12 protein-coding genes are annotated in these 13,719 nt (G+C 62.2%); 5 read left to right on the forward strand and 7 right to left on the reverse strand.

Annotated features, from left to right (window positions below; all coding sequences use genetic code 11):
• Positions 1-3: 3 nt before the first annotated feature.
• The 5 genes from AC07UX_RS04135 to AC07UX_RS04155 form a co-directional block, all read right to left on the reverse strand.
• Positions 4-426: a Fur family transcriptional regulator gene (locus tag AC07UX_RS04135; protein WP_495190710.1), complete on the reverse strand. Its 423-nt coding sequence runs from the start codon at positions 424-426 to the stop codon at positions 4-6.
• Between the two features lie 121 nt (positions 427-547).
• Positions 548-973 carry a Ros/MucR family transcriptional regulator gene (locus AC07UX_RS04140; protein WP_495190711.1) on the reverse strand — a complete coding sequence of 142 codons (426 nt, stop codon included), beginning with the start codon at positions 971-973 and terminating at the stop codon, positions 548-550.
• Between the two features lie 112 nt (positions 974-1,085).
• On the reverse strand, positions 1,086-1,565 hold the full coding sequence (locus tag AC07UX_RS04145) for a GNAT family N-acetyltransferase (protein ID WP_495190712.1): 480 nt from the start codon (positions 1,563-1,565) through the stop codon (positions 1,086-1,088).
• Positions 1,562-2,188 (reverse strand): tRNA (adenosine(37)-N6)-threonylcarbamoyltransferase complex dimerization subunit type 1 TsaB, encoded by a 627-nt coding sequence (gene tsaB, locus AC07UX_RS04150; protein WP_495190713.1) that lies wholly within the window; start codon positions 2,186-2,188, stop codon positions 1,562-1,564. The genes AC07UX_RS04145 and tsaB overlap by 4 nt, the downstream gene beginning before the upstream one ends.
• A 97-nt stretch (positions 2,189-2,285) precedes the next feature.
• Complete coding sequence (locus AC07UX_RS04155) at positions 2,286-2,861, reverse strand: NifU family protein (RefSeq protein ID WP_495191785.1); 576 nt, start codon at positions 2,859-2,861, stop codon at positions 2,286-2,288.
• A 95-nt stretch (positions 2,862-2,956) separates the two neighbouring features.
• On the opposite strand from AC07UX_RS04155, the gene AC07UX_RS04160 reads away from it, so the two are divergent.
• The 3 genes from AC07UX_RS04160 to AC07UX_RS04170 all read left to right on the forward strand — a co-directional run bounded on the left by AC07UX_RS04160 (position 2,957) and on the right by AC07UX_RS04170 (position 8,275).
• The gene (locus tag AC07UX_RS04160; RefSeq protein WP_495190714.1) at positions 2,957-3,427 is read left to right on the forward strand and encodes a pyridoxamine 5'-phosphate oxidase family protein; all 471 of its coding nucleotides are present in this window, start codon (positions 2,957-2,959) and stop codon (positions 3,425-3,427) included.
• A gap of 302 nt (positions 3,428-3,729) precedes the next feature.
• The gene (locus AC07UX_RS04165; RefSeq protein ID WP_495190715.1) at positions 3,730-5,115 is read left to right on the forward strand and encodes a DEAD/DEAH box helicase; all 1,386 of its coding nucleotides are present in this window, start codon (positions 3,730-3,732) and stop codon (positions 5,113-5,115) included.
• 268 nt (positions 5,116-5,383) lie between these two features.
• Positions 5,384-8,275, forward strand: a complete 2,892-nt coding sequence (locus AC07UX_RS04170) for a M16 family metallopeptidase (protein ID WP_495190716.1) — start codon at positions 5,384-5,386, stop codon at positions 8,273-8,275.
• A gap of 26 nt (positions 8,276-8,301) precedes the next feature.
• On the opposite strand, the gene AC07UX_RS04175 is transcribed toward AC07UX_RS04170, so the two are convergent.
• Both AC07UX_RS04175 and AC07UX_RS04180 read right to left on the reverse strand, forming a co-directional pair.
• The gene (locus tag AC07UX_RS04175; protein WP_495190717.1) at positions 8,302-8,460 is read right to left on the reverse strand and encodes a hypothetical protein; all 159 of its coding nucleotides are present in this window, start codon (positions 8,458-8,460) and stop codon (positions 8,302-8,304) included.
• A 180-nt stretch (positions 8,461-8,640) separates the two neighbouring features.
• Positions 8,641-9,228, reverse strand: coding sequence for a TetR/AcrR family transcriptional regulator (locus AC07UX_RS04180; RefSeq protein WP_495190718.1), 588 nt, complete (start codon positions 9,226-9,228; stop codon positions 8,641-8,643).
• Between the two features lie 118 nt (positions 9,229-9,346).
• Between AC07UX_RS04180 and AC07UX_RS04185 the strand changes: the two genes are divergently transcribed.
• Positions 9,347-10,537 (forward strand): efflux RND transporter periplasmic adaptor subunit, encoded by a 1,191-nt coding sequence (locus tag AC07UX_RS04185; protein WP_495190719.1) that lies wholly within the window; start codon positions 9,347-9,349, stop codon positions 10,535-10,537.
• A 3-nt stretch (positions 10,538-10,540) separates the two neighbouring features.
• Positions 10,541-13,717, forward strand: coding sequence for an efflux RND transporter permease subunit (locus AC07UX_RS04190; protein WP_495190720.1), 3,177 nt, complete (start codon positions 10,541-10,543; stop codon positions 13,715-13,717).
• Positions 13,718-13,719 lie beyond the last annotated feature (2 nt).

Raw genomic sequence — 13,719 nt, forward strand, 5'->3', positions numbered from 1 at the left:
GGATCAGTTCTTGCGGTCGAGCGCGACGCCGTACAATTCCATACGGTGATCCACCAGGCGGAAGCCCAGCTTCTCGGCGATCAGCTTCTGCAACTGTTCCAGTTCCGGATCGACGAATTCGATGACATTGCCTGTCTCGACGTCGATCAGATGGTCGTGATGCGATTCCGGTGCCGCTTCGTAACGGGCGCGACCGTCACCGAAGTCATGGCGGTCCAATATACCGGCTTCTTCGAAAAGGCGCACGGTGCGGTAAACGGTAGCGATCGAGATGCCAGGATCGATGGTGGCGGAACGCTTGTGCAATTCCTCGACATCGGGATGGTCGGTCGCGTCGCTCAGCACCTGGGCGATGACGCGACGCTGTTCGGTGATGCGCAGCCCCTTTTCATGACACAGGGCTTCGACGTCGATTTTGCGGTTCATGAAGGCTCGCTTGATTGCTTTTGCGAAAGATCGGGATAAGCCTAGCGGCTTTTCCCCAAACAGGAAAGGGGCGCGTCGGCGACGCGCCCCTTTCCGTCAACGCTTGTGATCGGTGTGCCGATTACTTGGCGCGGGGCGTACGGCGGCGCTTGGTACCCAAGCCGATCTTCTTCGCCAGATTGCGGCGCTGTTCGGCATAATTGGGGGCCACCATCGGATAGTCGGCGGGCAGGCTCCACTTGGCGCGATAGTCGTCTGGCGTCATCTGGTAATGCGTCATCAGGTGGCGCTTGAGCATCTTCAGCTTCTTGCCGTCTTCCAGGCAGATGATGTAGTCGGGCTTGATCGACGAACGTACCGAAACGGCGGGTTCCAGCTTCACTTCCGGCGCGGGCGCGGGCTGGCTGAGGCCGGCGAGCGCGGCATGCACATTCTGTATCAGCGAAGACACGTCGGAGACGGCGACGCTGTTGTTGGAGACGTGCGCGGCGACAATGTCCGACGTCAAAGTAATGAGCAACTCGCTCTGGGCCGATTCGGTTTCCATTTTACCGTTTCCTACAAGGCTATATTGTGATGCGACCCGCCCCAGGAACTTGTTTCATGAGCGGTATATGCCCGCTAGACCTTGCAGCATCATTTCGCAAGGGGATATTGTATCAAACCATCATATCGATGCGAAAGCTAAGTGCATCGTGAAGTTGACCATCATTACCGCGATAGTAACCGGGGCGACGATGTACATATTCGAATCCGGTTTTCTCGTATAGTTTTACAGCCTTATTGGTCGAACGCACTTCCAGGTTCATGGAAGTGATCCCGCGGCGGCGCGCGGTGCGCAGACTGTCGCGCAGCAGTGTTTCGCCAACGCCGCGCCCGCGCCACAGCGGATCGACCGCAAGCAGCAGCAATTCGCATTCGTCCAGCACCGATCGTACCAGCGCGAAGCCCAACGGGGCGGCATCGATCCGCGCGACCGTCAACCATGTACCGGGCATCAGCATGACGCCGGATAATTGCGACAGGGTCCAGGCTTCTCCATAAACCGGATCGAAGGCGCGAACCATGACGTCCATGGCGTCGCCCAGCGCATTGCGGTCGCCATCGTCATAGGTGTCGAGCTGCATGGCCGGGATCATGACGCCGCCCGCTCGGCCATGGTCTTGGCATCCGCGCCGCGCCCATAGATCGGGCTGGAGGGGAGGGGGGGGAGGCCCGCGATCAGTCCATAATCGGCCGCGTCGGGGTAGAGGCTGATCGCCATGCCGTCTCCCCGCGCCGTGACCAACGCCTCCGCGCCGGTGCCGTAGATCATGGCCGCATCCAGCGTCGTTGCCAGTTGCGCGATCGGGGTAGAGGCGATGGAACTTGTCGGGCGCAGACCATCGGGGGCGAAACATTGCCAGAACAGCTCGCCATGGCCACCGGTGATGGTCACGGCAATCGGCCCGCCTGCGTGGTCCTGTGCAGCCTTGGCCGCGATCAAAGCCGGCGCGCTATAGCCACGCAACGGTATCGACCAGGCCAGCGCCAGAGCGCGCGCCGCCGCGATGCCGATCCGCACGCCGGTAAAGCTGCCCGGCCCGACATCCACCGCTATGGCGTCCGCCCGGCCGCCATCGGGCAAGGCGGCGATCGCCGGCAGCAACGCTTCGGCATGGCCGCGCCCGACGACTTCATGGAAGCGCCCGATCGGCACCCCATTTTCCAGCAGCGCGACGGACAGGGCCTGGGTGGCGGTGTCGATCACCAGAAGGCGCAAACGAAACTCCCCTTACGCATCCACAGCATGTGGATTCGTCTTGCGGTTAGTCGATCCGTCCGGATTTGCCAAATGCGCCGCGACCCGATGCGCGCGATCAGACTGCGCGCACCTCTGTCACTTCGGGCACATAATGTTTAAGCAACTGCTCGATACCGTTTTTGAGCGTCGCGCTCGACGACGGGCAGCCAGAACAGGCGCCCTGCATCTGGAGATAGACGGTGCCTTTGTCGAAGCCGCGATAGATGATGTCGCCGCCGTCATTGGCCACTGCCGGGCGGACGCGCGTGTCGATCAATTCGCGGATCTGCTCGACGATCTCGGCATCTTCCGGATCGTCGGCGAAGTCGCCATTGTCGGCCGGCACGCTGATACCGGCGGCCGATCCGGGGGCGAACAACGGCATGTTGGCCGAAAAATGCTCAAGCAGGGTGGCCAGAACGTCCGGCTTCACATCGGACCATTCGGCGCCGGGCGCGATCGTGACCGACACGAAATGGCTGCCGAAAAACACGCCGGTGACATCGCCCAGTCCGAACAATGCGTCCGCCAGGGGGGAAGCCTCCGCTTCCTCCGGCGTTGCGAAATCGCGGGTTCCAGACCCCATGACCTCACGGCCGGGCAGGAATTTGATGGTCGCCGGATTGGGCGTCAGTTCGGTCTCGATCAGCATGGCGCCCATGTGGCGATGGTCGGGGCCAAGATCAAGCGTTTCGGAACTTCGTCGCAACCCGGCGATTGAAGGGAAAACAGCAAGGAGTTTGGACGATGACCGACACGACCGATATCAAGGACCGTTTTTGGGCCGAACTGTCCGCCAGTCCTTTCGTCATGATAGGGTTGAGCCACAGCACCGAACACAGCCTTCCGATGACGGCGCAACTCGATCCAAAAGCCAATCACTGCTTCTGGTTCTATACGTCGCGCGACAACAGGCTGGCGCCCGGTGGCCCGGCCATGGCGCAATTCGCGGCGAAGGATCATAATCTCTTTGCCTGTGTCGAAGGGGCCCTCGCGCCCGAAAATGATCCCGCGATCATCGATCGCTACTGGTCGAAGGAAGTGGAAGCCTGGTATCCCGGCGGCCGCGAAGACCCCAATTTGCTGATGCTGCGCTTCGACCTGGGCACGGCGGAAATTTGGCGATCGGACATGTCGCTCAAGGGCGTGTTCAAGATGATGTTCGGTGGCGACGTCCGCGACGAGATGAAGGGCAAGCATGCCGAAGTGGCGCTCTGACGCCATATTCGACCAAATGGGTGGCCGCGGGTAAAATCGCGGCCACTTGCTATTTGCCTGCAACTTCGCCATATGCGTTGCAGCGCAGCAGAAGGACCGCCTCGGTCCCCTAGCGATTGGCAGCGTGATCGTCCGCAATCCCAAGTGACCACAGGGTCAGGCGAGGACCACGGACCGGCCAATGAGAGTCTGCGCCAAGCTTGAGGCTTCCCTTTTCACGCGGGTCGTTTCGTAACCCGCCTCGCGCCCTTCCTGCGTCTGCAGAGCAAGTTGGCGCCATGGCCGATTTGTGAGTTTTCCAAATGCAATTCAACGAACTTGGTCTCGCCGAGCCCATCATGAAGGCGCTCGCCTCCAAAAATTACGTGACGCCGACCCCGATCCAGCAAAAGGCGATCCCCGTCCTGCTGGAAGGGCGTGATCTGTGCGGCATCGCCCAGACCGGCACTGGCAAGACGGCGGCGTTCGCGCTGCCCAGCCTCGATTATTTCGCCCGCAATCCCAAGGCGACCCCGATCAAGGGCTGCCGCATGCTGGTGCTTGCTCCGACCCGCGAACTCGCCGCGCAAATCGCCCAGAGCTTCCGCGACTATGGCCGTTTCCTGAAACTGTCGGTCGAAACCGTGTTCGGCGGCGTGCCGATCGGCAAGCAGATCCGTGCCCTGTCCGCCGGCGTCGACATTGTCGTCGCCACGCCCGGCCGCCTGCTCGATCTGATCGACCAGCGCGCCTTCACCATCAAGGATACGGAAATCTTCGTCCTCGACGAAGCCGACCAGATGATGGACATGGGCTTCATCCATCCGCTCAAGCGCGTTGCCAAGATGCTGCCGCAGGACCGGCAGAACCTGTTCTTTTCGGCCACCATGCCCAAGGAAATCGAGGCGCTCGCCGCCCAGTTCCTGAACGATCCGGTCAAGGTCAGCGTCGCGCCGCAGTCCACCACGGCGGAGCGCGTGCGTCAGCAGGCCACTTTCGTCAATCAAGCCGAAAAGCAGGCGCTGCTGCACATCGTCCTCAAGAATGAGGATATCGACCGCGCTCTCATCTTCACGCGCACCAAGCATGGCGCCGACCGCGTCGTGCGCTTCCTGGAAGGCGCGGGCATTGACGCCTTCGCCATCCATGGCAACAAGAGCCAGGGCCAGCGCACCACCGCGCTTCAGGCCTTCCGCCAGGGCAAGGTGAAGCTGCTGGTCGCGACCGATATCGCTGCGCGCGGCATCGACGTGTCGGGCGTCAGCCATGTCATCAACTTCGAAATCCCCAATGTGCCTGAACAATATGTCCACCGCATCGGCCGCACCGCGCGCGCCGGGGCGGAGGGCGTCGCAATCAGCTTCGTGGCGGATGACGAACGGCCCTTCCTCAAGGCGATCGAGCGCGCGACACGCGTGAAGCTGGAAATCGAACCGCTGCCTGAAAATTTCATGGAAGCGGTCCGCAACCTGCCAAAGCCCGCCGCACCCAAGAAGGGGCCGAGCCAGACCCCGCAGCAACAGGCCCGTCGCGCCGACGGCCAGCGTCGCTATCAGGACGGCCAGAGGCAGCAGCGCGGCGCCCCCGACCGTGCGCATCGCACCGACGCCGAGGGCGGTGAGAAGAAACCCTTCCGTGGTCGTGGCCGTGGTCGTGGCGGCGTCGGTACGCACAAGGGCGCCGTCCAGCGCACCGGCGCACCGCGCTGATATCAAGCAATAGGAAAAAAGGGGGGAGGGGCCTGCACGTGGCCTCTCCCCCCTTTTTGCGTCATGGGAAGAAAACTGGCCCACTCATGACCCGTTCGCGCTCAGCCTGTCGAACGCCTGCTCTTCTTTTCTGCCAGCGCCGCGACGAACCATAAGGCTTCGACAGGCTCGGCCCGACCGGAAGTGGGGTCGTGCGGCGGTACATCACCCCAAATATGACCGCTTTGTCAGTGGTCATTCAGGAAAATGCCGTTAGGCTCTCTTGCCTATGCGCTTTTTCCCTCGCCGTTCGGCCGCTTCGCTCTCTGTCCTTGCTCTACTTCTGTCTGGATCGCCCTTGGCGGCCCGGACCGACAATGCGCCTGCCACCGCAACACAGGCTGTCCCCGCCGGCCAGGCGCAGGTGCGGCCGTGGCTCTATGAAAATAGCGATGTGCCGATCGATCCGGCCTGGCGCTTCGGCACGCTGCCCAACGGCTTGCGGTATGCCGTCCGTCGCAATGGCGTGCCGCCGGGGCAGGTGTCGATGCGCCTCCGCGTCGATGCCGGTTCGCTGATGGAACGGCCCGATGAACTGGGTTACGCCCATTTCATCGAGCATCTTTCCATGCGCGGGTCGCGCCACGTGCCCGACGGCGAATCCAAGCGGATCTGGCAGCGCCTTGGCGTTACGTTCGGCAGCGACAGCAATGCCGCGACCACGCCCACCGGCACCACCTACGCGCTCGACCTGCCACAGGCGACGCCGGCCAGCCTCGCCGAAAGCATGAAGATCATTGCCGGCATGATGACCGACCCCAATATCGTGGACAGCGCCGTGGACGCGGAACGCGCCGTGGTGCTGGCGGAAAAACGGGAAAGCGACGGCCCGCAAATGCGGATGTCCGATGCCAGCCGCCTGCATTTCTTCGCGGGTCAGGCGCTGGCCGATCATGCGCCGATCGGCACGGTGGCCACGCTGACGGCCGCGACAGCCGCCAAGGTGGAGGCTTTCCATCAGCGCTGGTACCGACCGGAAAATACCGTGATCGCGATCTCGGGCGACATCGATCCGGCGCAGGCCGAACAACTGATCAAGGATCATTTCGGCAGCTGGACTGTCGCCGGCAAGGGCGCGCCCTTGCCCGATTTCGGCACGCCCAACGCCAAATTGCCGGCAACCCGCGTGGTGGTGGAACCGGGCGTGCCGCTCGGCCTTACGCTCGCCTGGCTGCGCCCCTGGACGCCCCATGCCGACACGATCCTCTATAATCAGGACAAATTGACCGATGTGCTGGCGCTGCAAATCATCAGCCGCCGGCTGGAGCAGGCGGCGCGGGCTGGCGGGAGTTTCCTCCAGGCTGGGGTCGAGCAGCAGGATGTCAGCCGCTCCGTCGACGGCACCTTCATGACCATCATCCCCACCGGCGAGAATTGGGAGAAGGCGTTGGCCGACGTGCGCGCCGTGGTTGAGGACGCAAAGGCTGCCCCGCCCAGCCAGGCCGAAATCGACCGCGAATATGCGCAGATGAACACTGCGCTTTCGATCCAGGTCGAAAATGCGGATACAGAAGCGGGCGCCAAGCAGGCCAGCGACCTTGTCAGCGCGGTCGATATCCGTGAAACTACGGTCAGCCCGGACGCGGCCGTCGAAATCTTCCGCGCGGGCAAGCCGGCCATGACGCCTGAAAAGATCCTCGATTCCACCCGCAGGCTCTTTTCCGCCGGCGTGTTCCGCGCGTTATTGGTAACGGGCAAGGTCCAGCCCGGCCTCGACGCTAAACTGGCGGCCGCGGTCGCTGCGCCGGTCAAGGCCGCGACCAATGCGCGCCTGGCTGACAAGGCGGTCACGATGGACGACTTGCCCAAGCTCGGCCCGCCCGGTACCGTCGTATCGCGCACCCCGATCGCATTGCAGGGGATGGAAAGCATCACCTTTTCCAACGGCGTCAAACTGACGCTGTTTGCCAATGATGCGGAAACGGAAAAGGTGCGCGTCAACGTCCGCTTCGGTCATGGTCAGCAGGCCTTTTCCCCGACCAAGCCAGTGCCGAGCTGGGCCGCCGACTATGCGCTGGTGGCCAGCGGCATCGGCAAGCTGGGCCAGCGCGAACTGGACGACCTGACCAACGGCCGGCGCATGGGCATGGATTTCAACATGGATGACGATGCCTTCGAAATGCAGGTGGTAACGCGCCCGGCCGACTATCGGGATCAGTTGCGTCTGTTCGCGACCAAGCTGGCGCAGCCCGGCTGGGACCCCGCGCCGATCGCGCGCGTGAAGACCGGGGCGTCCGTCGCCTATGACGCCATGTCGCGCTCGCCGGACTCGGTGCTGGGGCGTGATCTCAACTGGCTTCTGCATGACAAGGATGTGCGTTTCCGTACGCCGTCCCGTGCCGAAATCGACGGACTGACGCCGCAGGCGTTCCGGGCCACATGGGAACCGATCCTCGCCTCTGGCCCGATCGAGGTCCAGATTTTCGGTCAAGTAAAGGCGGATGAGGCGATTCAGGCGGTTGCGGCCACCTTCGGCGCGCTTCCCGCTCGCCCCGATGTTCCGGTTCCTGCTGCGAACAAGGCGATGCGCTTCCCCGCCCATGTCGAAACCCCGGTCGTCTTGCGGCATAAGGGCGACAAGGAGCAGGCGGCAGCGGTCATGGCCTGGCCGACGGCGGGCGGCTTCGATTTGCAAAAGGAAGGGCGCCAGCTGGAAATTCTGACGCAGATCTTCAACGATCGCCTGTTCGACAAATTGCGATCGACCGAGGGTGCGGCCTATTCGCCCAGCGTCCAGAACAACTGGCCCTTTTCCTACGAAAGCGGCGGCTACATCCTCGTCACCAGCCAGGTGCGGCCGGATCGCATCGCCTATTTCTACGGCGTGGTGAAGGATACGGCCGCTGACCTTGCGAAGACGCCGGTCAGCGATGACGAACTGCAACGCGCGGTGGCGCCGATGCGCCAGTTGCTGATGCGGGCCAGCACCGGCAACGCCTTCTGGATGAACCAGATGGAGGGCGCCACCCATGATGCCCGCTATGTCGAGGCGATGAAGAATATGTCGCAGGATATGCTGAGCGTGACGCCGGCCCAGCTACAGGCGCTTGCCGCCAAATATCTGGTGCCGGGCAAGAGCTGGTCTGCCGTTGTCCTGCCGGAGGGAGCGGTGGCACGCTGATAATCGGGAAGCGCCGCCCCCGCGCATCAGACGGGTTGCGGCGCTTCCATCAATTGTTCGTAGAGGCGGACATATTCCAGATGCAGGTCACGGATCGTCGGGTCACTTGATCGTTCGGCCAGTTGGCGGTTCCGTTCCATCCGCGCCTCGAAATAAGTGCGATCGAACGATGTCTCTATCTGCATGAAATACCTTCCGAAAAACCTATTGCGGGTAAGTCCGTCGGGATCGGGTAAGTTGCAGCGATGTAGAGATATCCGCGATGGGAAGAGGCATTGGCGGGACGGGGTGGAAAGGCTTTGTGGCCTTACCGAACTTCGCGTCGCTTTCCCTCACGGGATCGGGGGAGGCTTGTCGAAGGGAAGTTATTGCACCCCGCGCAGCGCGGCGACGATCATCTGCGCGGTCCGCCTTGCAGCGATCGCGGCAGACAAGCGCGGCCGCGATATGCTGCGATGACCCAGGCCAAACAGACAGGCGAGCAGCATTTCCTCGGCCGCGTCCAGAGTCTCGCCCGATAGCCGGTCGTTCGCGGCACAGGCGAAATCGCGGATATAGACGCGAAAGCGCTGGCACATGACCCCGATCGTGTCGGCCACTTCACTATTGCGGAAACTTTCGGCCAAAATGTCGAAGGCCAGCGCCTCGTCCTTTTCGTCGATCGTCTGCAACAGCAATTGTTCGAACGTCTCCTCCACGGTCAACTCGCCGTCATCCAGTCGCGCCTGCAATGTGCCCAATTGCTCGCACCACTGGTCCGCATCGTCATGCACCAGGGCTTCGATGATATCTTCCTTGCTTTTGAACAGGCGATAGATCTGGCCGACCGACACCTGGGCTGCGCTGGCAAGCTCTGCCATGGACGTCTGGTGAAAGCCGTGACTATCGAATAAGGTGCGCGCGGCCGTCAGAATACGAGACTGACCGTTTTTTTCTTGCTGCACTGCAACCATATTCACCCTTTCGGCTTTTTTGCCTCTTGAAATCGCATTGCCATGATCGTACCTGCCGGGCAAGCGGAATGAACGTTCATTCCAAATCTTCGATCCCTAAAAAAACGGAATCCAATCGATGCAAAAGGGGACAATCATCGGGCTGCTGGCATGTGCCTCGGCCTTTGCGCTCAGCGCATGTGGACAGCAGGAACAGCCTGCGCCGCCGCCGCCTGCAGTGGGTGTCGTGACGCTCAAGACCGAGTCGGCACCATTGCTGAACGAACTTCCGGGCCGCATCGTTGCAGTCGAAACGGCAGAGGTTCGGCCCCAGATCAGCGGCGTGATTCGCCGCCGTTTGTTTGAGGAGGGCGGCTATGTCCGCGCCGGGCAGCTTCTCTACGAAATCGACGATGCACCCTATCGGGCTGCGCTGGCGCAGGCGCAGGGTTCGCTTGCCAATGCCCAGGCCGCCATTCGATCGACCGGTTTGCAGGCACAGCGCTATAAGGATCTGGTCGGCATCAATGCCGTGTCGAAGCAGGAATATGACGATGCGGATGCGGCCGCTCAGCAGGCACGTGCCAATGTTGCGGCGCAGCGTGGCGCGCTTCAGGCGGCCCAGGTAAATCAGAATTTCACGCGCATTCGCGCGCCTATTTCCGGCCGGATCAGCCGCTCGCTCTTCACGCCGGGCGCATTGGTGCAGGCGGGGCAGGCCGATGCGCTCACCACCATTCAGCGCACCGACACCGTCTATGTCGACGTCTCGCAATCGGCGGCCCAGATCATCGATCTGAAGCAGGCGATGAAAAAGGGCGGCATCAGCGAAGCGCAGGGGGCCCGCATCCAGTTGATCCTGCCCAACGGCAGCCTCTACCCGATCGAAGGGCGCCTGCAATTCTCCGAAGTCACGGTGGATTCCACATCGGGTGCGGTGACGTTGCGTGCGACCTTCCCCAATCCGGACGGTCTGTTGCTTCCGGGCATGTACGCCCGCGCCAAGCTGATCGAAGGCGAACGGACCCAGGCTATTCTGGCGCCGCAGCAGGGTATCACTCGCGACGCGCGGGGCCGCGCGACCGCCATGGTCGTAGGCAAGGACAACAAGGTCGAAATGCGCCAGGTCACGGTCGATCGCGCCGTCGGCGACAAGTGGATCGTTACCGATGGGCTCAAGGCTGGCGACAAATTGATCGTGGAAGGACTAGTGAACCTGCGTCCCGGCACCGTGGTAAAGCCCGGAGCCCCGCAACAGGTCACTGCCCCTGAAGGCGGTGCGGCAGCCCAGGGCGCGTCGCCGGCCGACAAGCAGGGCGGGGCACACTAAGCCATGGCCCGCTATTTTATCGACAGACCCATCTTCGCATGGGTCATCGCCATCGTCATCATGCTGGCCGGCCTGCTTTCGCTCCGGTCGCTTCCGGTCGCGCAGTTCCCGGAAATCGCGCCGCCTGCGGTGACGATCCAGACCACCTATCCCGGTGCCAACGCCCAGACGTTGGAAAGCACGACCACGCAGATTATCGAGCAACAGCTTAAGGGCATCGATAATCTGCGCTATTTCTCGTCCACCAGCGACGGGTCGGGCACGCTCAACATCACCCTGACCTTCGAACAGGGAACGGACCCTGACATCGCGCAGGTGCAGGTTCAGAACAAGCTGTCGCAAGCAACGCCGCTGCTGCCGCAGGAAGTGCAGCAGCAAGGCCTGCGTGTCGGCAAGTCGACGTCCAGCTTCCTCCTCATCATGGCCGTCTATTCCGATGACGGGATCCACGATCAGGAAGATGCGAGCGATTTCATTGCGTCCAGCCTGCAAGACCCGCTGAGCCGCGTCACCGGCGTCGGCGACACGCAATTGTTCGGTTCGCAATATGCCATGCGCATCTGGCTGGACCCGTATAAGATGGCCAATCTGGGCGTCACCACGGGCGACGTCAAATCGGCGATCACGGCTCAGAACGCCCAGGTGTCGGCTGGCCAGATCGGTGGATCGCCCTCGCCCAAGGGGCAGGCGCTCAATGCGACCGTCACGGCCCAGTCGCGTCTGCGTACGCCCGAAGAATTCCGCAACATCCGCCTGCGCAGCAACAGCGATGGCTCTGTCGTGCTGATGTCGGACGTCGCCAAGGTCGAACTGGGCGCCGAAACCTACGGCTTTGGCGTGAAATTCAACGGCCATCCCGCTTCGGGCTTCGGCGTGAAGCTGGCGCCCGGTGCCAACGCACTCGACACGGTGGAGGCGGTGAAGAGCCGCGTCGATCAACTGTCGAAGAATTTCCCCAACTGGGTGAAGTACGACTTCCCCGTCGACAACTCGACCTTCGTCAAGCTGTCGGTGGAACAGGTCATCCATACCCTGTTCGAAGCCGTGCTGCTGGTCTTCGTCGTCATGTTCCTGTTCCTTCAGAACTGGCGCGCGACGTTGATCCCGACAATCGCCGTTCCGGTGGTGCTGCTGGGATCGCTCGCGATCCTTAGCGTCGCTGGCTTTACCATCAACACGTTGACCCTGTTCGGCATGGTCTTGGCGATCGGCCTGCTGGTCGACGACGCGATCGTCGTCGTGGAAAATGTGGAACGCCTCATCCAGGATGAGGGGCTTGAACCCAAAGAAGCAGCCAAGAAATCGATGGACGAGATCAGCGGCGCGCTGATCGGTATCGGCCTGGTTCTGTCTGCGGTGTTCCTGCCCATGGCCTTCTTCGGCGGGTCCACGGGCGTCATCTTCCGCCAATTTTCGATCACGATCGTCTCCTCGATGGTCCTGTCGGTTTTGGTGGCACTTATTCTTACACCCGCGCTTTGTGCGACCATCCTGAAGCCTGCCTCGCACGGGCATAGCTGGAACGGGCCGATCGGTTCGGTTTTCGGCCGCTTCTTCGACTGGTTCAACCGCACCTTTGACAAGGGCGTGGTTCGCTATGGCCGGGGCGTGGAGAAGGTCGAGCATCGCTGGGGCCGGACCATGCTGGTCTATGTCCTGATTGCAGCGGCCATGGCGTTCGTCTTCCTGCGACTGCCCAGCGGCTTTCTGCCGGATGAAGATCAGGGCATGATCATCAACCAGGTGTCCTTGCCTGCGGGGGCTACGATAGAAGAAACGGAACGCACTCTGGCCAAGATGCGCGATCATTATCTGGTCGATGAAAAGGCCAATGTGTCTGCTGTCTTCACCGTCGCCGGTTTCGGTTTTGTGGGGCAGGGTCAGAATGTCGGCATCGTCTTCGTCCGCATGAAGGATTGGGAGCATCGCAAGGGAGCGGACAATCATGTCCCGGCCATCGCGTTGCGCGCCAACATGGCTTTCCAGAAAATTTCTGCGGGCATGGCCTTCGCCTTCGTGCCGCCGGCGGTGCAGGAATTGGGCAATGCTTCCGGTTTCGACTTCCAGCTGCTCGACCAGGCCAATCTGGGCCATGAAAAGCTGCTGGCGGCACGCAACCAGCTGCTCGGCATGGCCATGGCGGACAAGCGCCTGGCGCAGGTCCGTCCCAACGGTCTGGAAGATACGCCCCAGCTCAAACTGAATGTCGATCAGGCGGCGGCGGGCGCATTGGGCATCGCCCAGGCGGACGTCAACGACACGATCAGCACCAATTTGGGCGGTTCCTACATCAACGACTTCATCGATCGCGATCGCGTGAAGCGCGTCTATGTACAGGCCGAAGCGCCCTTCCGCATGACGCCCGAAGCGATCGGCGCCTATCACGTTCGTGGCAGCTCCGGCACCATGGCCCCCTTGTCCGCCTTCTCCACGACGGACTGGGTGCAGGGGCCTGCGCGACTGGAGCGGTTCAACGGCGTTCCTTCGATGAACATCCAGGGTGCGCCAGCGCCCGGCGTATCGAGCGGCACCGCGATGAAGGCGATGGAGGAACATGCTGCAAAGCTGCCGGCCGGCGTCGGATTCAGCTGGAACGGCATCTCCTACGAAGAACAGACGTCGGGTGGCCAGTCCTCCTATGTCTATGCGCTCTCGATGCTGATCGTCTTCCTCTGCCTCGCCGCGCTGTATGAAAGTTGGTCCGTGCCGATCGCGGTCATGCTGGTGGTGCCGTTGGGCGTGCTGGGTGCGGTCATCGCCGCGACGCTGGCGGGGCTCAACAACGACATCTACCTTCAGGTCGGGCTTATCACGACCATCGGCGTGTCGGCGAAGAACGCGATCCTCATCGTGGAATTCGCCGAAGAGAAGATGCGCGAGGGCTTGTCGCCGGCCAAGGCGGCGCTGGAAGCGGGCAAGCTGCGTTTGCGGCCGATCCTGATGACCAGCTTCGCCTTCATCTTCGGTGTGCTGCCGCTGGCGGTTTCGACCGGTGCGGGTGCAGGCGGTCAGAACGCGATCGGCTGGGCGGTTGTCGGCGGCATGTTGTCGGCGACGGTGCTGGCGATCTTCTTCGTCCCCGTCTTCTTCACCGTCGTGAAGCGGCTGTTCCGCGAACATAAGAACCATGAAGATGCGGCTGGCGACACGGACACCCCGCACGCGCCGCAGGAGGCTTGAAG

Source organism: Sphingobium sp. GW821-FHT02B05 (assembly GCF_059421905.1).